Source organism: Hydrocarboniphaga effusa AP103, assembly GCF_000271305.1.
Classification (GTDB): domain Bacteria; phylum Pseudomonadota; class Gammaproteobacteria; order Nevskiales; family Nevskiaceae; genus Hydrocarboniphaga; species Hydrocarboniphaga effusa.
Genome location: NZ_AKGD01000001.1, coordinates 1,709,809 through 1,732,021 on the forward strand (window position 1 = coordinate 1,709,809; position 22,213 = coordinate 1,732,021).

At 67.0% G+C, this 22,213-nt stretch carries 26 protein-coding genes and 1 riboswitch; of the genes, 11 read left to right on the forward strand and 15 right to left on the reverse strand.

Annotation, left to right across the window (positions count from 1 at the left end; translation table 11 throughout):
- Positions 1–23: 23 nt before the first annotated feature.
- From WQQ_RS07455 to hemB, 6 genes are all read right to left on the reverse strand, one after another.
- Positions 24–395: a BON domain-containing protein gene (locus tag WQQ_RS07455; RefSeq protein WP_157534545.1), complete on the reverse strand. Its 372-nt coding sequence runs from the start codon at positions 393–395 to the stop codon at positions 24–26.
- 152 nt (positions 396–547) lie between these two features.
- The gene (locus WQQ_RS07460; protein ID WP_007184523.1) at positions 548–739 is read right to left on the reverse strand and encodes a CsbD family protein; all 192 of its coding nucleotides are present in this window, start codon (positions 737–739) and stop codon (positions 548–550) included.
- Positions 740–954: 215 nt separating this feature from the next.
- On the reverse strand, positions 955–1,611 hold the full coding sequence (locus WQQ_RS07465; protein WP_007184524.1) for a BON domain-containing protein: 657 nt from the start codon (positions 1,609–1,611) through the stop codon (positions 955–957).
- Between the two features lie 126 nt (positions 1,612–1,737).
- The gene (locus WQQ_RS23630; protein ID WP_007184525.1) at positions 1,738–1,902 is read right to left on the reverse strand and encodes a DUF1328 domain-containing protein; all 165 of its coding nucleotides are present in this window, start codon (positions 1,900–1,902) and stop codon (positions 1,738–1,740) included.
- A 185-nt stretch (positions 1,903–2,087) separates the two neighbouring features.
- Positions 2,088–2,897, reverse strand: coding sequence for a shikimate dehydrogenase (gene aroE / locus WQQ_RS07475; protein WP_007184526.1), 810 nt, complete (start codon positions 2,895–2,897; stop codon positions 2,088–2,090).
- A 74-nt stretch (positions 2,898–2,971) separates the two neighbouring features.
- Entirely contained in the window at positions 2,972–3,967 is a 996-nt protein-coding gene (hemB, locus tag WQQ_RS07480) for a porphobilinogen synthase (RefSeq protein WP_007184527.1), read from the reverse strand.
- A gap of 157 nt (positions 3,968–4,124) precedes the next feature.
- Positions 4,125–4,274: riboswitch (FMN riboswitch) on the forward strand.
- Positions 4,275–4,338: 64 nt separating this feature from the next.
- Here hemB and WQQ_RS07485 point away from each other — a divergent pair.
- Positions 4,339–4,839: a 6,7-dimethyl-8-ribityllumazine synthase gene (locus tag WQQ_RS07485; RefSeq protein WP_007184529.1), complete on the forward strand. Its 501-nt coding sequence runs from the start codon at positions 4,339–4,341 to the stop codon at positions 4,837–4,839.
- Here WQQ_RS07485 and WQQ_RS07490 read toward each other — a convergent pair.
- Complete coding sequence (locus WQQ_RS07490; RefSeq protein ID WP_007184530.1) at positions 4,836–5,765, reverse strand: alpha/beta fold hydrolase; 930 nt, start codon at positions 5,763–5,765, stop codon at positions 4,836–4,838. The two genes, WQQ_RS07485 and WQQ_RS07490, sit on opposite strands and share 4 nt — an antisense overlap.
- A 180-nt stretch (positions 5,766–5,945) precedes the next feature.
- Here WQQ_RS07490 and glpK point away from each other — a divergent pair, with 180 nt between their 5' ends.
- Positions 5,946–7,436: a glycerol kinase GlpK gene (glpK, locus tag WQQ_RS07495; protein ID WP_007184531.1), complete on the forward strand. Its 1,491-nt coding sequence runs from the start codon at positions 5,946–5,948 to the stop codon at positions 7,434–7,436.
- Here the strand turns inward: glpK and WQQ_RS07500 are convergent.
- The gene (locus WQQ_RS07500) at positions 7,433–7,891 is read right to left on the reverse strand and encodes an acyl-CoA thioesterase (RefSeq protein WP_157534546.1); all 459 of its coding nucleotides are present in this window, start codon (positions 7,889–7,891) and stop codon (positions 7,433–7,435) included. The genes glpK and WQQ_RS07500 overlap by 4 nt on opposite strands.
- A 122-nt stretch (positions 7,892–8,013) precedes the next feature.
- On the opposite strand from WQQ_RS07500, the gene WQQ_RS07505 reads away from it, so the two are divergent.
- From WQQ_RS07505 to WQQ_RS07520, 4 genes are all read left to right on the forward strand, one after another.
- On the forward strand, positions 8,014–8,469 hold the full coding sequence (locus tag WQQ_RS07505; RefSeq protein ID WP_007184535.1) for an Rrf2 family transcriptional regulator: 456 nt from the start codon (positions 8,014–8,016) through the stop codon (positions 8,467–8,469).
- Positions 8,459–9,361: an NAD(P)/FAD-dependent oxidoreductase gene (locus WQQ_RS07510; protein WP_007184536.1), complete on the forward strand. Its 903-nt coding sequence runs from the start codon at positions 8,459–8,461 to the stop codon at positions 9,359–9,361. The genes WQQ_RS07505 and WQQ_RS07510 overlap by 11 nt, the downstream gene beginning before the upstream one ends.
- A gap of 180 nt (positions 9,362–9,541) precedes the next feature.
- Positions 9,542–9,865 (forward strand): hypothetical protein, encoded by a 324-nt coding sequence (locus tag WQQ_RS07515; protein ID WP_007184538.1) that lies wholly within the window; start codon positions 9,542–9,544, stop codon positions 9,863–9,865.
- A 21-nt stretch (positions 9,866–9,886) separates the two neighbouring features.
- Positions 9,887–11,497, forward strand: a complete 1,611-nt coding sequence (locus tag WQQ_RS07520) for an alkaline phosphatase family protein (protein ID WP_007184539.1) — start codon at positions 9,887–9,889, stop codon at positions 11,495–11,497.
- On the opposite strand, the gene WQQ_RS07525 is transcribed toward WQQ_RS07520, so the two are convergent.
- A complete protein-coding gene (locus WQQ_RS07525; RefSeq protein ID WP_040453700.1) occupies positions 11,426–12,172 on the reverse strand; it encodes a CDP-alcohol phosphatidyltransferase family protein in 747 nt (248 codons plus the stop codon). The two genes, WQQ_RS07520 and WQQ_RS07525, sit on opposite strands and share 72 nt — an antisense overlap.
- A gap of 83 nt (positions 12,173–12,255) precedes the next feature.
- Here WQQ_RS07525 and WQQ_RS07530 point away from each other — a divergent pair, with 83 nt between their 5' ends.
- A complete protein-coding gene (locus WQQ_RS07530; RefSeq protein ID WP_007184541.1) occupies positions 12,256–13,233 on the forward strand; it encodes a zinc-dependent alcohol dehydrogenase in 978 nt (325 codons plus the stop codon).
- Positions 13,234–13,236: 3 nt separating this feature from the next.
- Here WQQ_RS07530 and WQQ_RS07535 read toward each other — a convergent pair whose 3' ends face one another.
- Both WQQ_RS07535 and WQQ_RS07540 read right to left on the reverse strand, forming a co-directional pair.
- Positions 13,237–14,586 (reverse strand): type II toxin-antitoxin system HipA family toxin, encoded by a 1,350-nt coding sequence (locus tag WQQ_RS07535; protein WP_007184542.1) that lies wholly within the window; start codon positions 14,584–14,586, stop codon positions 13,237–13,239.
- Between the two features lie 3 nt (positions 14,587–14,589).
- The gene (locus tag WQQ_RS07540) at positions 14,590–14,844 is read right to left on the reverse strand and encodes a helix-turn-helix domain-containing protein (RefSeq protein WP_007184543.1); all 255 of its coding nucleotides are present in this window, start codon (positions 14,842–14,844) and stop codon (positions 14,590–14,592) included.
- A 172-nt stretch (positions 14,845–15,016) separates the two neighbouring features.
- On the opposite strand from WQQ_RS07540, the gene WQQ_RS07545 reads away from it, so the two are divergent.
- Genes WQQ_RS07545 through WQQ_RS07555 form a run of 3 tightly spaced genes read left to right on the forward strand, consistent with a single transcriptional unit; the run spans position 15,017 to position 17,375 of the window.
- Positions 15,017–15,424 (forward strand): 6-pyruvoyl trahydropterin synthase family protein, encoded by a 408-nt coding sequence (locus WQQ_RS07545; RefSeq protein WP_007184544.1) that lies wholly within the window; start codon positions 15,017–15,019, stop codon positions 15,422–15,424.
- 15 nt (positions 15,425–15,439) lie between these two features.
- Complete coding sequence (locus WQQ_RS07550; protein ID WP_007184545.1) at positions 15,440–16,483, forward strand: glycosyltransferase family 4 protein; 1,044 nt, start codon at positions 15,440–15,442, stop codon at positions 16,481–16,483.
- A gap of 7 nt (positions 16,484–16,490) precedes the next feature.
- The gene (locus WQQ_RS07555; protein ID WP_007184546.1) at positions 16,491–17,375 is read left to right on the forward strand and encodes a lysylphosphatidylglycerol synthase transmembrane domain-containing protein; all 885 of its coding nucleotides are present in this window, start codon (positions 16,491–16,493) and stop codon (positions 17,373–17,375) included.
- 64 nt (positions 17,376–17,439) lie between these two features.
- Here the strand turns inward: WQQ_RS07555 and WQQ_RS07560 are convergent, their stop codons facing one another.
- Positions 17,440–18,228 carry a RibD family protein gene (locus WQQ_RS07560; RefSeq protein ID WP_007184547.1) on the reverse strand — a complete coding sequence of 263 codons (789 nt, stop codon included), beginning with the start codon at positions 18,226–18,228 and terminating at the stop codon, positions 17,440–17,442.
- Positions 18,229–18,483: 255 nt separating this feature from the next.
- Here WQQ_RS07560 and WQQ_RS07565 point away from each other — a divergent pair, with 255 nt between their 5' ends.
- Positions 18,484–19,632, forward strand: coding sequence for a hypothetical protein (locus WQQ_RS07565; protein ID WP_007184548.1), 1,149 nt, complete (start codon positions 18,484–18,486; stop codon positions 19,630–19,632).
- Between the two features lie 97 nt (positions 19,633–19,729).
- Here WQQ_RS07565 and WQQ_RS07570 read toward each other — a convergent pair whose 3' ends face one another.
- The 3 genes from WQQ_RS07570 to WQQ_RS07580 are packed head-to-tail and all read right to left on the reverse strand — an operon-like array spanning position 19,730 to position 22,199.
- Positions 19,730–20,572: a sulfurtransferase gene (locus WQQ_RS07570; RefSeq protein ID WP_007184549.1), complete on the reverse strand. Its 843-nt coding sequence runs from the start codon at positions 20,570–20,572 to the stop codon at positions 19,730–19,732.
- Positions 20,569–21,177 carry a glutathione S-transferase N-terminal domain-containing protein gene (locus WQQ_RS07575; RefSeq protein WP_007184550.1) on the reverse strand — a complete coding sequence of 203 codons (609 nt, stop codon included), beginning with the start codon at positions 21,175–21,177 and terminating at the stop codon, positions 20,569–20,571. Before WQQ_RS07575 ends, WQQ_RS07570 begins: the two co-directional genes overlap by 4 nt.
- A complete protein-coding gene (locus WQQ_RS07580) occupies positions 21,174–22,199 on the reverse strand; it encodes an ABC transporter substrate-binding protein (protein ID WP_007184551.1) in 1,026 nt (341 codons plus the stop codon). The genes WQQ_RS07575 and WQQ_RS07580 overlap by 4 nt, the downstream gene beginning before the upstream one ends.
- Positions 22,200–22,213: the final 14 nt, after the last annotated feature.

The window sequence follows — 22,213 nt, forward strand, 5'->3', positions numbered from 1 at the left end:
AGACGCCGAACGCAGCTTCCTGATCAGCCCCGCCAGAGTTCGTTGGTTTCGACCTGGTGCACGTTCGAAATCTTGCGCGACAGCTCCACCGCGCGATAGATCATGGGCACGCTCTTGACCGTGCCGGCCAGCATCACCACGCCGTTGAGCGTCGACACGCGGATATTGCCCTTGAGCAGCGGATCGGCCTCGAGCACGGCGATGACCTCGCGCGTGATCGCCAGATCGGCTTCGCTCATTTTGAACGGAGTGAAATCCTGCACTACCTCGACCCGGGGCGAGCGGGCTTCGAAACCCTGAATCGGCGAATCGTCCTGCGCCATCGCGGGCAAGGCCAGAGCGGCCAGCGCCAGCGTTGCGGCTTGCAATGTCGACCGAATCATTCCTGCGCTCATCTCCAAACTCCGAATCGCCCTACGGTGAGATGAGCCGAAGTTTGCACGTCGCATGCGCTCGCGTCGACAACGGCATTGTTTCGATGAATGCCGGGCAGCGCGCCGCAAAAAGGCCGCAACCGATACGGATGCGGCCTCGCTTGCCCAGCCGCTTAGTGCTTGAGGTTGCGCACGCCGTCGCGAACCGCGTCCTTGGCCTTGCCGACCCCTTCCTGCACCTTGCCCTCGGCGCGCTTGGCGGCGCCCTTGGCTTCCATCTCACGATTGCCGGTGACTTCGCCGACCTTCTGCTTGGCGGCGCCCATGGCCTGCTTGGCCTTACCTTCGATGACGTTCTTGTCCATGAGAAGACTCCTATTTCTACAGCAGGAAGGCGGTCTTATCGATACGGCTCAGGCGACGGCTATCAACCGGATTCGCGTAGGCCGCATCGATAACAAACTGATATTTCGTTTCATCGAAACGGCTTCACCGCCTCGACGACCGCTGCCGCACCTTGCGGCGAACCCGGCCGACCGTCATTGACCGGCCGGGTCATATCGAATCTGCCGCTCGGCTCTTACGAGCTCGAGCCAACCTTCAGCTTGTCGTCGTCGACACTCTTCACGCCGTTGATGCCCTTGGCGATGGTGATCGCACGCTCACGCGCGGTGTCCGACGCCACCTTGCCGTCGAGCTTCACCACGCCGTCGTCGGTGTCGACCTTGATGGCGGTGGCCTTGACCTGATCGTCGGCCGCGAAGCTGGCCTTCACCTTGGTGGTGATCATCGCGTCGGAGACCGCTTCGCCGGCGTTGCTCGCCGCGCTATCGGCCTTGGCGCTCATGTCGTCGATGGCCGACGGAGCCGAAATCCGGTTGTCGATGCCCTTCACTTCGGCGACGTTGCGGGCGAGTTCCTCGGCCGCATCCTTGGCCTTCGCCGAGTCGGCCTGGCCGCTCAGCGTGACGACACCGTTGTTTGTCTCGACGTCGATTTTCGCGCTCTCGGTACGCGCATCGTTGGACAGGTTTTCCTTGACCTTGGCCGTGATGCCGGTGTCATCGAGCGCCGCGCCGAGCGAGGCGCTTTCCTTGGGCGCGTCGGCGGCGGCGGAATCCGACATCTGGCCGTCGGGGCGCTTGCAGGCGGTCATGCCGGCCGTCATGCCGAGCGTCGCGGCGACACCCAGGGCGATGAGGGTCTTGCGTTTGAGTTCGAGGGTTTGAAGTTTCATTACGCACTCCTTGCGCTATTGGGAACTTGTTGTGGCAAGCGGGCCTCTTGCCCGCGCCAGCGGAAATTCGGGTGGGCAGCGGTGAGTCGACGCGCCGGATCAACCGGGCGTCGACTCGAACCGGTGCTATGTCGCGGAGCGGCGGCCGGTGACCAGCGACACCACGAACAGCACCAGGAAGACCAGGAACAGAACCTTGGCGATCCAGGCAGCGGTGCCGGCGATACCGAAGAAGCCCAGGCCGCCTGCGATGAGGGCAATGATCAGAAAGACAACGGCATAGCTCAGCATGACATCCTCCTTGAAGTTGGCTCGTTGGCTCGGGAGAGAGGACATCCACTCGGCCCGCTCAACTGGAGGCTAGATTGAACTCGGGCAATGACTCGCTGCTGAACTTTCCCGGTGAAAAACTTTCCACTGAATGAATGCCTTACGCGTGATTTCAGACATTCCGCACAGCACTGCCGACGCCCGGATCAGCGCAGGCCCGCCAGCACCGGAGCGGTTTGCGGGCGCTGGCCGAGCCACAGTTCGAACGAGCTTGCGGCCTGCTCGACGAGCATGCCGAGACCGTCTTCGACGACCGCCGCCGATTGCTTGCGCGCCCAGTTCGCGAACGGCTCGCTGGCGATGCCGTAGCTCAGGTCGTAGCACTTGGCGCCCGCTGCGAGCAGGCCCGGCGGAAGTCGCGGCATGTCACCGGAATGACCGGCCGACGTTGCGTTGATGACGACGTCGAAGGCGTCGCCCTTGAGCGCCAGATGCGTGCGCGGGACCAGCGGACCGACAGCCTTGAACCGTTCGGCCAGATCTTCGGGCTTCCACGGATTGCGGTTCGACACCACGAGCAGTTTGGGGCCGGCTTCGAGCAACGGCCCGATGATGCCGCGCGCCGCCCCACCGGCGCCGAGTATCAGCACGCGCTGACCGTTGATCTCGATCCCCAGGCGCGCGAGATCGCGCAACAGGCCTTCGCCGTCGGTGTTGTCGCCGCGCCAGCCGGTATCGGTGCGAATCAGGCAATTCACTGCGCCCGCGAGTTGCGCACGCTCGCTCACGCTTTCGCAAAGCGCCGCAACCGCCGCCTTGTGCGGCAAGGTCACGTTGAGTCCGGCGTAGCCTTGCGCGTGCAATTCACGCAGGCGATCGGCGAGTTGCCTGGGCTCGATCTCGATGGCCTGGTATTGCAGCTCGACACCGCAATCCTGGGCGAACTGCGCGTGGATGCGCGGCGACTTGGAGTGCGAGACAGGCTGGCCGATTACTGCGAAGCGGGCGACGCTCATGGGCTTGCGAAGTCTTTAGTCTGTAACGAAGAAATGTTGCGAATGCGACGTTTGAAGCGAGGCTTACGCCCGCATCACTCGGCCAACCATTGCGCCGCTTGTTTCGCGTAGTAAGTGAGGACGATGTCCGCGCCCGCGCGACGAAAGCACAGCAGCGCTTCGAGCAGCGCCTTCTTCTCGTCGAGCCAGCCCTTGTCGATCGCGGCGCGCAGCATCGCGTATTCGCCGCTGACCTGGTACGCGGCCACCGGCACTTCGAAGCGGTCTTTCACGCGACGAATGATGTCGAGATACGGCAGGCCCGGCTTGACCATCACGATGTCCGCGCCCTCGCCGATGTCGAGCTCCACTTCGCGCAGCGCCTCGTCGGTGTTGGCCGGGTCCATCTGGTAGGTCTTCTTGTCGCCACGGCCGAGATTCGCCGCGCTGCCGACCGCATCGCGGAACGGGCCGTAGAAGCTCGAGGCGTACTTGGCCGCGTACGACAGAATCACCGTGTTGTGCTGGCTGTCGCGTTCGAGCACTTCGCGAATCTGGCCGACGCGGCCGTCCATCATGTCGGACGGCGAGACGATGTCGGCACCGGCGCGCGCGTACAGCAGCGCCTGCTTGCGCAGCACTTCGAGCGTCAGGTCGTTGGTGACGTAGCCGCTCGCGTCGATCAGGCCGTCGTGGCCGTGGCTGGTGTACGGATCGAGCGCGATGTCGACCATCACGCCGAGATCGGGGCACGCGGCCTTGACCGCCTTGATCGTGCGCACCACCAGGCCATCGGGGTTGAGCGCCTGCTCGCCGTCCTCGGTCTTGAGCTCCGGCGCCAGCACCGGAAACAGCGCCACGCAGCCGATGCCGAGCGCGACCAGCTGCTTGCATTCTTCGACGATCTCCGGAATGTCGCGGCGAACCACGCCGGGCATCGACGACACCGCGCCCTTCTGCGCGCCTTCGGCGACGAACAGCGGCTGGATCAGCTGCGAGGCGTGCAGCGAGGTCTCGCGGACCATCGAGCGGATGAACTCGGCGCGGCGCAGGCGGCGCGGGCGGATGCGGGGGAAAGCGGACTGGCTCAAGACGGACTTCCTGTTGGGAGGACAGCGAAGGGACGCGAAAGGGCCGTGATTATAAGAGCCTCGGCCGGCAGCCGTGTCCGAGCCGCGCTTGCGGGCCACGGCAGGCTTCGAGCAAGCTTGCGCCCCCGCGTCGCCGGCCTCGCCCGAGGTCGATGTCGCGGAATCTCGGGGCGGGGTGGAATTCCCCACCGGCGGTGATGGCGCGAAAGCGCACGAGCCCGCGGGCGCTCGCTGCCACAGCAGCGAGGACAGCAGATTCGGTGCGATTCCGAAGCCGACGGTAGAGTCCGGTTACGAGAGCAGCTGTTGAGCGGCCGCCCTGCGGCTGCCCGATTCGTTCGCGCCCCCATTCACTGCCACTTGGAGCGCCGATGAATCAAGCCTTGAAACCTCTCTTCCCCATTGCCGCCGATCGCGCCGAGCTGCCGCGCGTGGCCTTCGTGCAGGCCTGCTGGCATCGCGAGATCGTCGATCGCTGCCGCGACGGCTTCGGCGCGGAGCTGCAGCGCCTCGGCTTTGCGGCCGATCAGATCGACTACTACGAAGTCCCGGGCGCCTACGAGCTGCCGCTGCAGACGCGCCTGCTCGCCAAAAGCGGGCGTTACGCGGCGATCGTCGCGGCCGGCCTGGTCGTCGACGGCGGCATCTATCGCCACGACTTCGTCGCCCAGGCCGTCATCGACGGACTCATGCGCAACCAGCTCGACCTCGAAGTGCCGATGCTCTCGGCCGTGCTGACGCCGCATCACTTCCACGAGCACGAAGAACATCGCCGCTATTTCGGCGAGCACTTCGTCGTCAAGGGAACCGAAGCCGCGCGCGCCTGCGCGGCGACCCTCGAGGCGACGCGCAAGGCGCTGGCGCTCGCCTAGGCCGCCGGCGTTCTCGCCTGCATCCACTCCACCACGTCGCGAATCACCGCCTCGCGACAGTGGTCGTTGAGCGGCTCGTGGCGGGCGCCCGGATAGGTCTTCACAGTGACATCGGTCAAGCCTGCCTTGCGATAGCGTTCGGCGAGCAGCTTCGGGCCTTTGGCGCCGTTGCTGACTGGATCGTCCTCGCCGGCGGTGAGCAGCAGCGGCAACCGTGACGGAACACGTGCGGCCCGGCGATCGTCGAGCCGCCCGATGGCTTCGAGCAGCTCGATCCAGGTGCCCGTGGAGCAGCGGAAGCCGCAATGCGGATCGGCGATGTAGCGATCCACCTCGGCCGCGTCGGTCGACAGCCAGTCGAAGGCCGTGCGCGTCGGCTTGAAGCGCCGGTTGTAGCTGCGGAAGGTCAGCAGATCGGCGATCGCGCTCGGCTCGTCGAGCCCGGCACGCATCGCCTCCAGCTTGAGGATCAGCACGCCGATCGCGCGCATCGGTCCGGTGTCGGCCGTACTCGCGGAGATCACCGCGCCGGCCAGGTCGTGCGCGTGCCGGCTCAGATAATCCTGCAGCAGGAACGAGCCCATGCTGTGTCCGTAGAGGAACAGCGGCACGCCCGGATGCCAGTCGCCGAGCTCGCGCTGCAGGCAGCGAATCGATTGCAGCGCGAGCCTCCAGCCGTAGCCGCCCGGGAACTGGCCGAGTTCGTCACGCGCACGCGCCGTGCGGCCATGCGCCGGCAAGTCCTGCGCATAGACCGCGTAGCCCGCCTCGACGAGCGCATGCGCGAGCACTTCGTAACGGCCGCCGTGCTCGGCCATGCCATGCACGATCTGCACGGCGCCGCGCACGGGCTCATCCGGAATCCAGCCGCGCGTAAAGGCCACCGCGCTTTTGCTCACGGGCAATTGAAGTTCGATCGATCTCATTCGAGCCTGATCCGATCCGGCTTATCCAGCGTTCAGTCCGCTGGCCGCAGGATTCTGTAGGGTAGACACTGCTCCTCGCAGGGCCGAGTGTTCCATGCCCGCCGGCCCGCGTCGAGGCAGCGGCGAGAAGGCGCAGGCAAAGCCCACAACGAACAACACCAATCGCAGGCCGGAGGATTCATGCCGCAGAGCAGCCAGCAAGCTCATTTGCTCGCCATCGACCAGGGCACCACGAGCTCGCGCGCGATCGTGTTCGATCGCGCGGGCGCCAAGCTGTCGAGCGCGAGCCGCGAACTGCCGCAATCGTTTCCGAAGCCCGGCTGGGTCGAGCACGACGCGCTGCGCATCTGGGACGACACCGTCGCCTGCGTGCGCGAGGCGATCGAGAAAAGCGGCATCGCGGCCGCGAAGATCGCCGCGCTGGGCATCACCAACCAGCGCGAAACCACGCTGATCTGGGACCGCAAGAGCGGCAGGCCGATCGCGCCCGCGATCGTCTGGCAGGACCGCCGCACCGCCGAGTTCTGCCGCAAGCATGCGGACCGCGGCGACTGGCTCAACGAAAGGACCGGGCTCATCATCGATCCGTATTTCTCGGCGACCAAGATCGCCTGGCTGCTCGACAACGTCAGCGGCGCGCGCGAGGCCGCGCAGCGCGGCGAGCTCGCCTTCGGCACGATCGACTGCTGGCTGCTGTGGAACCTGCTCGGCGGCAAGCGCCACGTCACCGATGCGACCAATGCCTCGCGCACGGCGCTGTTCGATATCCGCAAGCAGCAATGGGACGACGAGCTGCTCGACTTCTTCCGCGTGCCGAAGAGCCTGCTGCCCGAGGTGCTCGACAGCGCCGACGATTACGGCCGCACCCTGCCCGAGCTGTTCGGCGCGGCGATTCCGATTCGTGGCATCGCGGGCGATCAGCAGGCCGCCACGGTCGGCCAGGCCTGCTTCGAGCCCGGCATGATCAAGAGCACCTACGGCACCGGCTGCTTCATGGTGCTCAACACCGGACGCGAGTTCACGCGCTCGAAGAACCGGCTGCTGTCGACCGTCGCGTATCGGCTCAACGGCGAAGCCACGTATGCGCTCGAAGGCGCGATCTTCGTCGCCGGCGCGGCCGTGCAATGGCTGCGCGATGCGATGCGCCTGGTCAAGGCGGCCGGCGAAACCGAGGCGCTGGCGCGTTCGATCGAAGACACCGACGGCGTCTATCTCGTCCCCGCGTTCACCGGCCTCGGCGCACCGTACTGGGACCCCGAAGCGCGCGGCGCGATCTTCGGGCTCACGCGCGATTCGGGCATCGCCCACATCGTGCGCGCCGCGCTCGAATCGACCTGCTACCAGACGCGCGATCTCATGCTGGCGATGGCCGGCGACGCCTGCGCGCCGAAGGAGCTGCGCGTCGACGGCGGCATGGTCGTCAACGACTGGCTCACGCAGTTTCTCGCCGACATCCTGCAGATCGACGTGGTGCGCCCGCAGACCGTCGAAACCACCGCGCTCGGCGCGGCGTTTCTCGCCGGACTCGGCGCGGGTGTTTATCAATCGCTCGACGAGATCGCCGCGCTGTGGAAATCCGAGGCGCACTTCAGGCCCAGGCGCTCGTCCGGCTCGGTCGAACAGCTCTACGCGGGCTGGCTCGACGCGGTGCAGCGCGTACGCAGCGCTTAGTTGCCCAGCGCGTCGGCCTTGACGCGAAACTGCGGCGGCACCCGCGCAACCTTGCGCTGCTGCAGATCGATGAAGACGATGCCGTGCTTGCCGCGTCCGATTTCACGGCCGTCGGATTTTCGCGTCATGCGATAGAGCAGATCGAAGCCGTACTTGTTGTAGTCGTCCGCGACCATCTCGACGCTCAGCACGTCACCATGAAACGCCTCGGCCTTGTAGAGCCAGAGCACGTCGGTGATCGTCGTCGCCAGGCCCTCGACCGCGTCCTCGTCGTAGCCGAGCGACGCGAAGTAGCGGCTGCGCGCCTCGGCAACCAGGCTCAGCATCAGCGCATTGTCGACATGGCGTGCGATGTTGATGTGCCCAACGTAAACGGCGACATCCGTAAAAAAAGGCGAAACGCTCGGGCAACTCCAACTGCAGACGGGGCACAAAAACTCCTGATCGATGGACATGCGGGGGATTGCCCACACTATACCGACCGCCCAACTCCAGATCGTCGCCATCCGCATGCATCGATCCTGATCCATCCAGAGGCGCCTGGACAGCCGGAATCTCATGTAGCATCATTTGATACATGAAACGAGACAGCCGCCTTTCGTCGGTTCTGCATTTGCTGTTGCACCTCGCACACAGCGAGCGAGCGCTCACCTCCGAAGAACTCGCGGGCTATCTGCATAGCAATGCCGCTGTCGTGCGGCGCGAGCTTGGGCGCCTGCGCAAGCTCGGCTATGTAAGCTCGAACAAGGGGCATGGCGGAGGCTGGGCGGTCAGCTGCGATCTTGCGAAAGTGACGCTGCGCGACGTCTACGACGCCGTCGGCGCACCCGACGTATTCGCCATGGGCAATCGCACCGCGCGACCCGAATGCCTGGTGGAACTCGCAGTCAACGAAGCCCTGGACTCCGCATTCGAGCAGGCGCAGTCACTGCTCATCGCCAAGCTGTCCACTATCTCGCTCGCCGAACTGTCGGCCGATTTCAACCGACGCTTCGAGGCGCACCCCAAGCGGAGCCGCATTCATGGACATTGAACCGCAAGCGCGCTACGACGCGCTCGTCATCGGCGGAAGCTATGCGGGCCTTGCGGCCGCGCTGCAACTTGCGCGCGCACGGCAGAAGCTGCTCGTGATCGACGCTGGCGTTCGGCGCAATCGCTTCGTTTCGACTTCCCATGGCTTTCTCGGCCAGGACGGTCGAGATCCGTCGCAGATCGTCGCCGACGCACGCGCGCAGCTGCTCGCCTATCCGAACGCGCAGTGGCTCGCCGCACAGGTTCGCAAAGCGCATGCGAACGCGGGCGAATTCGTCGCCACGGTCGAAGACGGCAGCATGGTGCGCGCAAGAAAAATCGTGCTCGCAACCGGTGTGATCGACGAGCTACCGCCGGTCGAAGGCCTCGCCGAACGCTGGGGCCGCAGCGTATTCCACTGTCCGTACTGCCATGGCTATGAATTGAACCAGGGCTCTATCGGCGTCATCGCCACCGGCCCGAACTCGCTGCATCAGGCACTCATGCTGCCCGATTGGGGACAGGTGACGTTCCTGCTCAACGGCAAGTTCGAGCCTGATGCCGAACAAAGCGCAGAACTTGCCAAGCGCGGCGTCAGCGTTGAGCGCACGAAGATCGCACGTCTCACCGATGCTGCAACGATCGAGTTCGTCGACGGCCGGCGTCTCGATTTCGCCGGCTTGTTCACCGCGTCGCAGATCCGCATGGCGAGTCCGCTCGCCGAACAGCTCGGCTGCGCCTTTGAAGAAGGGCCGATGGGCGCTTTCATTCGCACCGATGCGATGAAGGAAACGAGCGTTCCGGGCGTGTTCGCCTGCGGCGACGCGGCGCGCGCAGCCGGCAGCGTCGCCCTCGCCGTGGGCGACGGCACACAGGCCGGCGTTGCGGCGCATCGTGCGCTGCTGTTCGGCTGAACGTTTCGATACCGAGCTCCCGCTGCGTCGGCCGCGTCCGGGGTGATTCGCCTGTTCGCAGGCGCCCTAAAGTCCGAAGTGCCCGACCTCGCCATCGGCGATGTACCGAAACGCCTGAGCGAGTCGCGTGAGCTTGCTGCAACATAGCGCCGCCTTCGTCATCTCCACCCGCGTCCTCACATGAAGCTCTCGAAAGCCGAATTCAAAGCCACCTCCCGCCCGCCGATGCGCCGTCTCGACCTGGACGCGGAGCCGCCGATCGATTTCTGGCCGTATTTCGAGAGCATCGCGCCCGAGGATTTCGAGGGCCGCGATTGCGGCGACGAGGTGACGATCACCTACGTCTGGGAGCACCCGGACGGGCTCTACCAGCACGTGCTCGTCAACACCGACGATGCGAGCGTGTTCATGGCGCTGGTGCTCGACATCCAGGCGAACGCGGTGCTCGGCCATCACCTGCTCGACCTGCATCGCGAGGCGCGCGAGCACAAGCCCGAAGCCTGATTTTCCGGCCGGCGTGACCCGATGCTGCTCCGCAGTCTGCTGCTGTTGCTGCTGCCGAGCGCCGCCTTCTGGTGGCTGCCCGGCCTGCCCGATCGTCCGTGGATCGCGGTCGAGCTGCTGTGGCTCGGCGCCGTGCTGGCGAGCCTGCCGGCGCGATTCGCCCGCCCGCTGGCCTGGCCGCTCGCCGCGCTGAGCACGCTGCTGCTGATCTGCGCGCTGGCCGATGCGGGCGTGCGCGCCGCGCTGTCGAGGCCGTTCAATCTCGTCATGGACTGGCGCCTGCTCGCGCCTGCGCATGGGCTGCTCACGCGCAACCTCGGCGCCTGGGCGCTGGCGATCGAGCTCGGCATCGCGCTCGCGCTGATCGGTGTCGTCGTCGCGCTGGCCTTGCTGTTGCGAAGCTCGACGTCACTGCCTCCGCAGCGCAAGCGCATCGCGGCCGCGGGCTCGTTGGCGCTGCTGCTGATCGCCGCGCCGGGCTTTCCGCGCACGGCGCCGCTCGCCGCCGCGGCCGTGACGCAAACGCAGCGCGCGAGCGCCATGCTGCACGAACTGCGGACGTTCGCCCGCACGCTGGACATCGATCCGCTCGCCGACATCGCCGATGCGGATCTGTTCTCCGATCTGGCCGGCGTCGACGTGATCGTCGCCTTCGTCGAGTCCTACGGCGCCGATGTGCTCGACGATCCGCGCTACGCTCCGCTGATCCGCAGCGAACTCGGCGACTGGGCCGCGCGCTTCGCCGAAGCCGGGCTCAGCAGCGCGAGTGCGCGCTTCGTCTCGCCCGTGCAGGGCGGACAATCCTGGCTCGCGCAAACCACGCTGCTGAGCGGCCAGTGGATCGACAGCCCGCTGCGCTACAGCCTCATCACGAGTCGCGGCGCGCCCGGCATGCTGCCGCGCGATTTCGCTCGCGCGGGCCACGCGAGCATCGCGGTGCGGCCGGCCAATACACTCGCGTGGCCAGAAGCTCCGGCTTTCGGCTATCAGCGCATCGTCGATGCGGCCGCGAGCGGCTACCGCGGCCCGGCGCTGAACTGGATCACGATGCCCGACCAGTACACCTGGGATCACCTGCAGCGCACGCAGCGCGGCAACGCGCAGGCCCCGCATTACATCGACGTCGCGCTGATCAGCAGCCATGCGCCGTGGACGCCGGTGCTGCCGGTGATCACCGATTGGGATCGCATCGGCGACGGCAGCCTGTTCGCCGAATGGGCCGACGCGGACGAGACGCCCGAGCAGCTCTGGCGCGATTCCGATCGCGTGCGCGAACACTACGCGCGCGCGCTGCGCTACTCGCTCGCGGTGATCGGCGCCTACGCGCAACGATACGTCGACGAGCGCACGCTGCTGATCGTGCTCGGCGATCACCCGGCCGCGCCGCTCATCACCGGCGGCCCGCGGCACGCGGTGCCGATGCACGTGATCAGCGGCGATGCAGCGCTCGTGCAGCGCTTCGTCGATGCGGGTTTCAGCGCCGGCAATCTGCCGCCCGAGCGCGGGCAGGCGCCGCAGCTGTCGGACTTTCGCAGCTGGCTGGCCGACAGCTTCAGCCGCTCACGTGAGCGTCGGCGCCTGCTGCCGCCCGAGCAGCCAGACCACGTCGCGGCCGAACGAGACCGTCAGTAGCGCGAGGGCGATCGCCAGCAGCGCGGAAGCCAGCGCGAGCGGCGTCCACGGCAGCAGCGCGATCACCAGTGCAGCGATCTGCAGCACGCAGACGAGCCTGGCGAAGAAGCTCGGCGGCACCTTGCCGCGCAGCCTCGGCGACAGCTGCGCGGCCACGAGCATGGCGTAGCGCATGAAGCCGATCGCGAGCACCCAGGCACCGGCGCGTCCGCCGATCCAGCAGGCGAAGCTCAGCACCAGGATGAAGAAGGCGTCGAGCTCCATGTCGAAGCTCGCGCCGAACGCGGTATCGCTGCGCGTGCGCCGGGCCACCGCGCCGTCGAGTCCATCGAGCGCGAGCGCCGCGAGCGCGAGTGCGCAACAGAGCAGCGCATGCAGGGGCAGCCACTGCGGCGCGGCGACGCTGCCGGCCACCAGTGCGACCAGCGTCGCGCGCAGCAAGGTCACGCGATTGGCATGGCCGAGCCCGCGGATCGTCTGCGGCGGATGCCAGTGCAGCAGCAGCAGCAGCGAAACCAGCGCGAGCACCGCGAACGCCGCGAACACTGAACGCAGCGGCCAATCCGTCCAATGCTGGAGCGCCAACGCCATCGCCGCGAGCAGCAGCAGGCCGGCGAGCAGTTCGACGGCGACGCGCAGGCGCTGCCCATTCGGCTGCATGTCCGGCGCGTTCATGCGGCGCGCCTGCGCGCGCGGCAACGCAGGGCGGGATTGCGTAGGCTAGGGTTTCTCATCGATCCGACCGGACGTTTTGCTTCATGTCGACTCGCAGCGAACGCGCATTCTGGCTAGCCGCACCGGGCCGCGGCGAAATCCGTGAGGAAAGCCTGCTGCCCGCGAGCCGCGACGAAGTGCGCGTGCGCACGCGCTACAGCGGCATCAGCCGCGGCAGCGAGAGCCTGGTGTTCAAGGGTCAGGTGCCGCCGAGCCAGTATGCCCTGATGCGCGCGCCGCATCAGTCCGGCGAGTTTCCGGGGCCCGTCAAGTACGGCTACATGAATGTCGGCGTCGTCGAGCAGGGGCCGGGCGACTTGCTCGGCCGCAGCGTGTTCTGCCTGTATCCGCACCAGACCGCCTACGTGGTGCCCGCGAGCGCAGTGGTACCGCTGCCCGATGGCGTTCCGGAATCTCGCGCGGTGCTCGCGGCCAACGTCGAAACCGCCGTCAACACGCTGTGGGACGCGGGCCCGCGCGTCGGCGATCGCATCGCGGTGATCGGTGCCGGCGTGACCGGAACCGCCGTCGCCCTGCTGGCCTCGCAGCTGCCCGGAACGCGCGTCGAGCTGATCGACATCGATCCGCGACGCGCCGCGCTCGCGGCGCGGCTGGGCCTGCATTTCCGGCTGCCCGGCGAGGCCAGCGCCGAAGCCGATCTGGTCTTCCACGCGAGCGCATCGGAAGCCGGGCTCGAGCTCGCCTTGCGCCTCGCCGGGCTCGAAGCCGAGATCATCGAAATGTCCTGGTTCGGCGATCGGCGCATCGCGCTGCCGCTCGGCGAAGCCTTCCATTCGCGGCGGTTGTCGATCCGTGCGAGCCAGGTCGGCCAGGTGGCACCGGCGCGTCGCGCACGCTGGCCGCACAAGCGCCGGCTCGCTCTTGCGCTCGATCTGCTGCGCGACGATCGCTTCGATGCGCTGATCGATGGCGAATGCCGCTTCGACGAGCTGCCGCAGACGCTCGCGCAACTCGCCGACCGGCCCGACGGCGCACTGTGCCGGCGCGTGCGCTACGACTGAGCGCTACGACTGAGCGACTGACGCGGCGAGCTGGTCTCGCGAGCGCTGGAGTCCGGCCAGGATCGGCTCGAACACAGCGCCCGGAAAATCGCGAGGAACGAGGTTCGATACCCGATCGATCACGGCGGCCGTTTTCTCGATCAGTTCATCACGCAGAGCGGGATAGGCCGCGGCCATTCCGCAACGCCTCGCGGTGTCTTCCCAATGCCGAGGCTGTATCGAATGCCGAGGCTGTATCGACTGCCACAAGTAGTGGCGGTTCTTGCCCTGCACGGCCATCGCCATCCTGGCCTTGTTCGGGGAGAGCTGTCCGCTGCCATTGCCCAACACGGGGAACACCGACAGCACGTCGTACAGCGGCGCCAATCGATACCGGCCGCCCGCCTCGATCTGGACACTGAAGTTCTTCGCGTGACCATCGGTCGCACACAGCATCCAGAACAGCATTTGCGCTTTCAGGAAATCGTAGCGATCCTGCTCCGGCCGCGATGAACCGAGCAACATGTCCATGATGGTTGCGATACCGGGGCCACCGTCGGATTCATACTTGTGGTCACTGGGGACGCCGAAAACCTGGCAGCAATCCTCCTGCGGCAAGCGAAGAATCCAGCTTCCGTCTGCTGCAAGCCTGCGATCGAAACGCTTCACCACGAGCGCCTTCTGAGCGCCGAAGCGATCCATCCGGCATTCGGCCACCGCCATGCCGTAAAGCTTCAGCAGCTCGGCACAAAGCCACTCGTTTTCGACCGAGGTCGTCAGATCGATTCCGCCACCACCCGAACCGATGGGCAGCTTCAGGATGTGCGTGCTCGGCGTGGCGCCGTGCGGTTTTCGCCAGCCGCTGCCGAGATCGAGCAGTGCGGTCTTCTCCTGCGCACCGGCGAGCGAGATGCGAAAGTCGTCGCCCTGATCGGCACGTCCGATCGGCGTCGTGAGCAGGCCTTTGAGCAAAGCCTCGATCTGGCTTTCGCCGATCGGCTCGCTATCGATCGCCCGCACATTCGGCCGGGGCGCGTCGATCGGCAAGATCTGGATCGCGCCGACGCAGTCGCGACCGATCTCGGCCAACAAGTCGAAGCTCGCCGAGGAGCGCGCACCGAAGCGCTGCTGCAGGCGTTCGCGCACACGGCGGTTGTCCGGCAGAAGATTGTCGAAGTACGCCGCAACCTTGATTCCCTGATGCGGCGTGGGCCGCAGCGGCATCGACAGCGAGAGAGGGCGAGCGGCTTCGGCAGTCAGCCACTCGCTCGCGTAGACGAATTCATCCGGCTTGCCCGGCCGGACGATCCAGCGCCCGACGAGCTCGCCATTCATCCAGATGGCGAGCGAGCGCTGTGCCGACGGCCGCGCCATCGGCTACCACTCCAGCCGCTGGGCAACCGGCGTCGTCTCGCCATTGCGATCCCGCAGCACCAGCTCGAGCTGCAATGCCGACAGCAACTTGTAGAGCGTTGCGACACTCGATCGCGAGGCGTCGGATTCGAGGACGGAAATCGTGCCCTGCTTGAGCCCGACCTTGGCCCCGGCCGCCTGCTGGCTGAGTTTTTGCTCGGCACGACAACTTTTCAGAATCTGCCCGAGCTGCTCGGGCGTTCTTGCGACGTAGTCCATGCCTATCTCCTCCAGGGGATAAAACAGATATATCCCCGCAAGGGTATATTGTCAATCGATACCCTATAGAGGATATTCTATGAATATACCTTGCAGGGGATATTGATAAGCAATCCTTCGATGGGGATCATGCCGGGCCGGCATCCGCCCGCCAGATCTCAGGAGTTCAGCGATGTACAGCATCACCGTTCGAGACCACGTGATGATCGCCCACAGCTTTCGCGGCGAGGTGTTCGGTCCCGCGCAGAAACTGCATGGGGCCACCTACGTGATCGACGTGGTCTTCAAGCGGCCCGAGCTCGATGCCGACGGCCTGGTGGTCGACATCGGGCTCGCGAGCCGCGCGGTCTCGGCCGTGCTGCGCGCGATCGACTATCGCAACCTCGACGACGAACCGCAGTTCAAGGGCGTCAACACCACCACCGAATATCTCGCCCGGTACGTGTTCGATCGCATCGTCGATGCGATCCGGGCCGGCGAGATCGGCGAGACCGCGCGCGGTCTCGCGCAGCTCGGCGTGACGCTCAACGAATCGCACGTCGCCGCCGCCGGTTACGAGGCCGCGCTGCGCGATCTCTAGAGGAGGCGCTGGCCGATGCGCAGGCTGCACCTGCTCGTTCCGGGGTCGATCGACCGGCCCAGCGGAGGCTCGCGCTACGACCGGCGCATCGCGAGCGAGCTGCGCGAGCTGGGCTGGAGCGTCGCGATCACCGAACTCGACGGCGCGTTTCCGCAAGCCGATGCGCTCGCGCGCGCCAGCCTGACGAATGCGCTCGCCGCCTGCGCCGATGCGGCGCTCGTGCTGATCGACGGGCTCGCGGGTTCCGCGCTGCCCGAGATCGTCGCCGCGCAGGCTCAGCGCCTGCGGCTCGTCATGCTCGTGCACCTGCCGCTCGCCGACGCGGTCGATCTGGGCGAGGCCCAGCGCGAGCTGTATTTCGAGCGTGAACGCCGCGCGCTGTCTGCCACTGCCGGCATCGTCGTCACGAGTCGCTACAGCGCGGCGCGCCTTTCGGACTACGGCGTCGATGCGGCCCGCATCACCATCGTCACGCCGGGCGTCGACCCCGCATCACGGGCGACCGGCAGCCGCGATGCGACGCCGACGCTGCTCTGCGTCGCCGCGGTGAGCGCGCAAAAAGGCCACGACCTGCTCATCGAAGCGCTCGCTCGCCTGCGCGATCTGCCGTGGCGCCTGCGCTGCGTCGGCCCGCTCGATGCCGATCCGGATTTCACCACGCGGCTGCGCACGCGCATCGCCCGGCTCGGCCTGCAAGAGCGCATCCGCTTCACCGGCGCGCTCGACACGCAGGCCGTCGATGCCGAATACGCGGGCGCGGATATCTTCGTGCTGGCGTCGCGGCTCGAAACCTACGGCATGGTGCTGACCGAAGCGGCGGTGCGCGGCCTGGCGATCGTCAGCACGCGCAGCGGCGGCATCGAACACACCTTGCCGCCAGGCGCGGCGATGCTCGTCGAGCCCGGCCAGATCGAGCCGCTCGCCAACGCGCTGCAACACTTGCTGATCGACACCCAGGCGCGCGCAGCGCTCGCACAAGCCGCGGCACGCGCGCCGCTGGGCGACTGGGCCGAAGCCGGCCGGCGCCTCGCCGCCGCGCTATGCCGCTTCGCCGCATGAGCCCACGATGAAAGCGGCGCTGCGCCTGCTCGCGAGCCTCGCCGCGCTGGCGCTGGTCTTCGCCTTCGTCGATGCCCGGCAAGTGCTCGACGCGTTGCGCACGCTGCCGGCCTCGCTGATCGCGCTCGCGCTGCTGCTCACGGCGGTGCAGATCGCATTGGCGGCCTGGCGTTGGCGCCTCACCGCATCGAAGCTCGGCCTGCGGCTGCCGTACGCGCTGGCCTTCACCGAATGCTATGCGGCGAGCGCGATCAACCAACTGCTGCCGGGCGGCGTGCTCGGCGATGTCGCGCGCGCCTGGCGACATGCCAATCGCGTCGAGACACGCGGGGCCGCGATCCGCGCCGTGGTGTTCGAGCGCGGCATGGGCCAGCTCGCGCTGGTGCTCGCCACCGCGTTCGCCTGGACGCTGCAGCCGCGGTGGGCTTCGTCCCGGCTGGCGCTCGCGGTCGGAGCGCTGGTGCTGATCGTGGCGGTGCTGGTCTATGCGCTGCGCCGCTACGCCCGCCGTTGGCCGTGGCTGCGCGACACCGCTGCCGACCTGCGCCGAGCCTGGTGGCCTGCGCGCGTGCTCGCGCTGCAACTGGCGATTTCGTGGCTGTTGCTCGCGAGCATCGTGCTGCTGTTCCTGCTCGCGGCGCGCGCAGCGGGCGCACAGGCACCTGCGATCGTGCTCGCTCCGCTGCTGCTCAATGCCTTGCTCGCGATGGCCTTGCCGTTCGGCTTCGCGGGCTGGGGCTTGCGCGAAAGCGCGGCGGCCTTGTCGTGGTCGATCGCCGGGCTCGATGCCGCGCAGGGCGTCGCCGCGTCGATCAGCTACGGCGTGCTCACGCTGATCGGCAGCCTGCCGGGTTTACTGGCGCTGCTGCGCCTGCGCTCGGCGGCTCGCTGAGCTTTTCGGCTGCGACGGGCTCGTCGCCGCGATTGCAGGCTTCGGAGCGCCGAAACGCGGCCGCTCAGGCCCTGCGCAGCTGGATGTCGAACAGCACGTCCTCTTCGAAATCGAAGCGCCGCACGCTCGGGCGCAGCGCCTGCGCCATGCGCTGAACGGGCGGCAGCTGCAGGCCGCGACGGCCTTCGCCGAGGATCAGCGGAGCGACCGTCACGAACAGCCGATCGAGCGCCTCGGCCGCGAGAAACCGCGAGACCGTCACGCCTCCGCCTTCGACGAGCACGCGACGCGCTCCCCGCGCATGCAGACGCCGCAGCAAGGCCTGCGGAGCGAACTCGCTTTCGTCGAGTCGCTCATGTGCGAGGCCCGGAGCGGTTCGATGCGGAACCTGCCAGCCCGTCAGCAGCAAGGTCGGCGCGGCGCCGTCGAGAAACACCTTGCGCTCCAGCGGAACCCGCCCGCGCGGATCGAGGATCACGCGCAGCGGATGACGGCCGCAGACATGGCGAACGGTCAGCTGCGGGTCGTCCGCGATCACCGTTTCGGCGCCGACGATCACCGCATCGCAGAGCGCACGCACGCGATGCAAGTGGGTGCGGTCGTATTCGCCGGTCACGTAGTTGGAATCGCCGCTGTCGGTGGCGATGTAGCCGTCGAGGCTCTGGCCGAGCTGGGCGACCGCGTAAGGCGTGCGCAGCATCGGCCGATACAGATCGAGCAGTTGCGCGGCCTGCGCATCGGCCGGCTCCGGCCACACCGCGTCGGGCTCGGGCTCGGGCTGCGCGAAACGACGGCGCATCAGATCCCACATCGGCTCGGCGGTCAGCGGCGTGGCGGCGAAAGAATCCGGCATCGAAAGCGCAATCCTTGCGGACGGGAACAGTGGTCGGAAGGTGGACCAACCTGCACGGGGCGTGCCGGGCAGCGATCGACCGGACGTGATGATAGCGCCGCGAGCGAGCGAGCCGGCTGAACGGGATCGCACCTCCCGCAGTGCTGGAATTTCACCAGCGCCGCTGCTCCAATCCGCACAGACCGGGCCGCCTGTCTACGCAGTGACATCGCCGAGTCGTTAGCATCTGCGCCTGAACCCGCCGCGGAGCGCTGCATGAGCGACCCGACCGACATGACTGCCGAAGTGATCGTGGAAGCCGGCGCCATCGTGGCCTTGCGCCTGTTCGACATCGCCTACGCCATCGACCTCGCAGCAGCCGAGGCGGCCTGGGCCGCACGCACGCAGAGCGGCACGCGGCGCTCGCGTCTCAACGCCTCGCCGGCCAAAGCCATCGCCTTCGACGTGCCACCGGTGATGCTGGCGCTCGATCCGCTGCCGCTGCAACTCGCCGGCGGCAGCGTCACCGCGCAGGTGTCGGCGCGCGTCTACGATTTCGGCGTCGTCGCGTTCGCGTTGCGCATCGAGGCCGACGAGCTGCGCTGGAGCGCGTTCGCCGATCGGCTCGAATCCGTGCAGGCGGCGGTCGGGCCCGCGTCGACGACGCTGATCTGGAGCGATCTGCTCGACCGCGTGCGCGGTACGCTCGCGCCCGCACTGATCAAGCCGAGCGAAGCGACGCTGCAGGATTCGATCCAGGAAGATTATCTGCTCGGCATCGTACACCGCCTCGCCGAGCCGCTGAGCGCCGAAGCCCTGCAGGCGCGCGTCGATCTGGTGCCCTTGCTGTCGGGGGAGCGGCGCGCACTGTCCGACGGCGCGAGGCGCGATCTGCTGCGCAAGCGCTTTTCGTACTACGAGGACGATCTCGTGGTGCTGACCTGGGATCGCGCCTTCATCTACGAGCCGAGCGGCGATTCCGACGTCGCCGACGTCATCGAAGTGGCGAACGCGCAGCTGCTCGAGCTGCGCTATTACGACGAGCTGCTCGACGACGAGCTGCCGCGCATGAACGATCTGGTCGACCAGACGCGCAACAGTCTCGGCATCGTCGCGCCGCGACGCTTCGCCAAGCTGGCGCGCAGGCTGTACACGCTCGTCGCCGAAGTCACCGAGCTGACCGAGAAAGTCGACAACGCGCTGCAGGTCACCGAGGACGTCTACCTCGCGCGCATCTACAGCGCGGCGCTCGAGCTGTTTCGCGTGCCCAGCGTGAGCGCCGCGGTCGATCGCAAGCTGTCGATCATTCGCGACACCTATACGGCGCTGTACGACGAATCATCGGGCGCGCGCGGCGCGTTGATGGAATTCGCGATCGTGATGCTGATCGTCATCGAGGTGGTGCTGGCGCTGGTGCGGCATTGAGTGAATGGCGGGTACGCGCTACGCGCCAACCTCCCCTCTGCTCCTGCGACCGTCATGCCCGCGAAAGACTGGATTCCCGCCTTCGCGGGAAGGACAGCTATAGCGCCTGCGTCGCGGCCGGCCGCTTCGGATCCCGTATCCACTCGCTCCACGAGCCCGCGTACAAACGCCCGCCCGGCAAGCCCGCGACTTCGAGCGCCAGCAAGTTGTGGCAGGCCGTGATGCCCGAGCCGCACATCGAGACGAGCGTCTGCGGTGATCGCCCGGCCAGCGTGCGCAGCCAGCGCTCGCGCAGCGCCTCGGCCGGAAGGAAGCGGCCGTCGGCCTGCAGGTTGTCGGTCAGCGGATGATTGAGCGCACCGGGCACGTGGCCTGCGACCGGATCGATCGGCTCCTGCTGGCCGAGAAAGCGCTCGGGGCTGCGCGCATCGACGAGCGTGATCGTGCGCGCAGCGAGCGCCTGCTCGACCTGCTCGGTGCCGAGCCAGTCGCGGAATTCGCGCACCGGCAGCGAACTCGCCTTGCGCTCGCGCGTCGCCGTCGTCAGCGGCAGGCCCACGGCCTTCCAGGCTGCGAGACCACCATCGAGCACCTGCACCGTCTCGTGCCCGATCGCGCGCAGCAACCACCAGAGCCGGGCCGCGAACGCGCCGTTGCCCTGATCGTAAGCGACAACCCTGGTGTTCTCGTCGAGACCCCAGCGCTGCAGCGTCGCGGCGAACGCGGCGGCGCTCGGCAGCGGATGACGGCCCGTCTGCAACGTGACCGGCGACGACAGCTCGTCGTTCAGGTGCGCGTAGATCGCGCCGTCGATATGGCCTTGCGCGTACTCGCTCGAACCCCAATCGGGTTTGGCGAGATCGAAGCGGCAATCGACGAGAAGCAGCTTCGGATCGTCGAGCAGCGTTGAAAGCTCGGTCGCAGTGATCAGTGGGCTCATACGGGCGGCACCGTATCACGCACCGCCGGGCGCTGCGAGATCGTCGCGAACCAGCTCGCGAGCTGCACGGATTCGCTTCGCCAGTCGAGGCTGTTCGACAGCCGAAGGTCGAGATAACCGAGCGCGCTCGCGACGCTGATTTCGGCCACCGTGATCCGCCCACTCGTACGCAGCTGCCCGGCTTCGGCTTCGAGAAACGCGAGCGCGCGACGCACGGCGGCGAGCTGGCGCTCGAACCAGTGCTTCGAGATGAGCTGAGCTTCGCGACGCTGTTCGAGATTGGCGCTGACCGCCGCATCGATCACGCCGTCGGCGAGCTGCTGGCGCTTGCGATTGGCCCAGTCGTTCGCGCCATCGGCTTCCAGCGCATCGCCGAGCGTGCGCAGGTAATCGAGGATCAAACGGCTGTCGGGCAACACGAAGCCGTCGCGCGTGACCAGCGATGGAATCTTCGACAGCGGATTCACCGCCCAATAATCTGCTCCAGCCTCGAACGGATTCAGCGCGATCAGTTCGAGCTCGTTGTTCAAGCCGAGCTCGATGGCGGCGATGCGAACCTTGCGTGCGAACGGCGAAGTCGGGCTGTAGTAAAGCGTCAGACTCATGGCGAGTGTCCCTCGGCGGACGATTGAGTGATCGATGCGTTTTCGGTTGCGGCGGGATAAACCGATGCGTCGAAATAGGCGCGCACATCCGTCGGCCGACTCCACAGCGAGCGCTCGACGAGCTGGTCCGCCACTTTCTGCTCGGTGGTGATGGTGGTCTCGGAGATCGGCCCGACCGTGGCCGACCCGCGCGCGACGAGCAGCTTGGCGAGCGACAGTTCGATGCCGGTGTCCTTGACGAGAAACGCGGCGTATTCGTCCGGATGCTGCTGCACCCATTCGCCGACTTGCGTGAGTCGCTTGAGCACGTCCTGGATCGCCGCGCGCTTGGCCGGATCGGCGAGCGAGGCTTCGCTCGCCGCGATCAAACCGAGGCCCGAGTTGATGCCCTGGCCGTTGCGCAGCACGCGGCCGCTGGCCTGCTCGGCGAGGATCAGGTACGGATCGTTGGTGACGAGTATTTCGATATCGCCCGAGCGAAACGCGGTCAGCGCATCGTTGAACGGCGCGTAGCTGATGCTCACGTCGCCCTGCGTCAGACCGGCTTCCTTGAGCGCGCCGTACAGCAGGTTGTCGCCGCTGCCGCCACGCGCCGTCGAGACGACGATCTTCTTGCCCTTGAGCTCGCCGATGCTCTTGACCGGCGAGTTTCCCTGCACGATCACGCCCACGCTCTTCTGCAGGAACGAGCCCGATATTTCAGCGACGATCTTGAGCTTGAGCCCGCTCTGCGCCGCATTGAGAACGGTGATGTCGTTCGACGACGCGAGGTCGAGCGCGCCCGAGCGGAACGCTTCGAATTCGGTCGACGGCGTCGCGAACGTGGCGAACTTGAAATCGTAGGGTGCGTCCTCGAGCGTGCCCGCCGCCTCGGCGATCGGCCGCGTGTTGCGCTGCTCGCCGAACACGATGGATGTCTTGCCTGCGGAAGACCCGGCATCGCCGGCCCGATCTCCAGACTTTCCGCAGGCCGCGAGCAGCAGCGCAGACAGCAGCAGGGCGAGAGTGCGAGTAGCGTTCATGCGCGATTCTCCAG

What these genes read in the sequence shown, in the direction of transcription:
- WQQ_RS07575 (WP_007184550.1), bottom strand. Translation starts at nt 21,177, where the DNA reads ATGAGTCTGACGCTTTACTACAGCCCGACTTCGCCGTTCGCACGCAAG.
- WQQ_RS07525 (WP_040453700.1), bottom strand. Translation starts at nt 12,172, where the DNA reads ATGAACGCGCCGGACATGCAGCCGAATGGGCAGCGCCTGCGCGTCGCC.
- WQQ_RS07580 (WP_007184551.1), bottom strand. Translation starts at nt 22,199, where the DNA reads ATGAACGCTACTCGCACTCTCGCCCTGCTGCTGTCTGCGCTGCTGCTC.
- WQQ_RS07460 (WP_007184523.1), bottom strand. Translation starts at nt 739, where the DNA reads ATGGACAAGAACGTCATCGAAGGTAAGGCCAAGCAGGCCATGGGCGCC.
- WQQ_RS07550 (WP_007184545.1), top strand. Translation starts at nt 15,440, where the DNA reads ATGCGCAGGCTGCACCTGCTCGTTCCGGGGTCGATCGACCGGCCCAGC.
- WQQ_RS07560 (WP_007184547.1), bottom strand. Translation starts at nt 18,228, where the DNA reads ATGCCGGATTCTTTCGCCGCCACGCCGCTGACCGCCGAGCCGATGTGG.
- WQQ_RS07500 (WP_157534546.1), bottom strand. Translation starts at nt 7,891, where the DNA reads ATGTCCATCGATCAGGAGTTTTTGTGCCCCGTCTGCAGTTGGAGTTGC.
- glpK (WP_007184531.1), top strand. Translation starts at nt 5,946, where the DNA reads ATGCCGCAGAGCAGCCAGCAAGCTCATTTGCTCGCCATCGACCAGGGC.
- WQQ_RS07515 (WP_007184538.1), top strand. Translation starts at nt 9,542, where the DNA reads ATGAAGCTCTCGAAAGCCGAATTCAAAGCCACCTCCCGCCCGCCGATG.
- WQQ_RS07520 (WP_007184539.1), top strand. Translation starts at nt 9,887, where the DNA reads ATGCTGCTCCGCAGTCTGCTGCTGTTGCTGCTGCCGAGCGCCGCCTTC.
- WQQ_RS07545 (WP_007184544.1), top strand. Translation starts at nt 15,017, where the DNA reads ATGTACAGCATCACCGTTCGAGACCACGTGATGATCGCCCACAGCTTT.
- WQQ_RS07535 (WP_007184542.1), bottom strand. Translation starts at nt 14,586, where the DNA reads ATGGCGCGGCCGTCGGCACAGCGCTCGCTCGCCATCTGGATGAATGGC.
- WQQ_RS07565 (WP_007184548.1), top strand. Translation starts at nt 18,484, where the DNA reads ATGAGCGACCCGACCGACATGACTGCCGAAGTGATCGTGGAAGCCGGC.
- WQQ_RS07490 (WP_007184530.1), bottom strand. Translation starts at nt 5,765, where the DNA reads ATGAGATCGATCGAACTTCAATTGCCCGTGAGCAAAAGCGCGGTGGCC.
- WQQ_RS07555 (WP_007184546.1), top strand. Translation starts at nt 16,491, where the DNA reads ATGAAAGCGGCGCTGCGCCTGCTCGCGAGCCTCGCCGCGCTGGCGCTG.
- WQQ_RS07540 (WP_007184543.1), bottom strand. Translation starts at nt 14,844, where the DNA reads ATGGACTACGTCGCAAGAACGCCCGAGCAGCTCGGGCAGATTCTGAAA.
- aroE (WP_007184526.1), bottom strand. Translation starts at nt 2,897, where the DNA reads ATGAGCGTCGCCCGCTTCGCAGTAATCGGCCAGCCTGTCTCGCACTCC.
- WQQ_RS07510 (WP_007184536.1), top strand. Translation starts at nt 8,459, where the DNA reads ATGGACATTGAACCGCAAGCGCGCTACGACGCGCTCGTCATCGGCGGA.
- WQQ_RS07455 (WP_157534545.1), bottom strand. Translation starts at nt 395, where the DNA reads ATGAGCGCAGGAATGATTCGGTCGACATTGCAAGCCGCAACGCTGGCG.
- WQQ_RS07485 (WP_007184529.1), top strand. Translation starts at nt 4,339, where the DNA reads ATGAATCAAGCCTTGAAACCTCTCTTCCCCATTGCCGCCGATCGCGCC.
- WQQ_RS07505 (WP_007184535.1), top strand. Translation starts at nt 8,014, where the DNA reads ATGAAACGAGACAGCCGCCTTTCGTCGGTTCTGCATTTGCTGTTGCAC.
- WQQ_RS07570 (WP_007184549.1), bottom strand. Translation starts at nt 20,572, where the DNA reads ATGAGCCCACTGATCACTGCGACCGAGCTTTCAACGCTGCTCGACGAT.
- WQQ_RS23630 (WP_007184525.1), bottom strand. Translation starts at nt 1,902, where the DNA reads ATGCTGAGCTATGCCGTTGTCTTTCTGATCATTGCCCTCATCGCAGGC.
- WQQ_RS07465 (WP_007184524.1), bottom strand. Translation starts at nt 1,611, where the DNA reads ATGAAACTTCAAACCCTCGAACTCAAACGCAAGACCCTCATCGCCCTG.
- WQQ_RS07530 (WP_007184541.1), top strand. Translation starts at nt 12,256, where the DNA reads ATGTCGACTCGCAGCGAACGCGCATTCTGGCTAGCCGCACCGGGCCGC.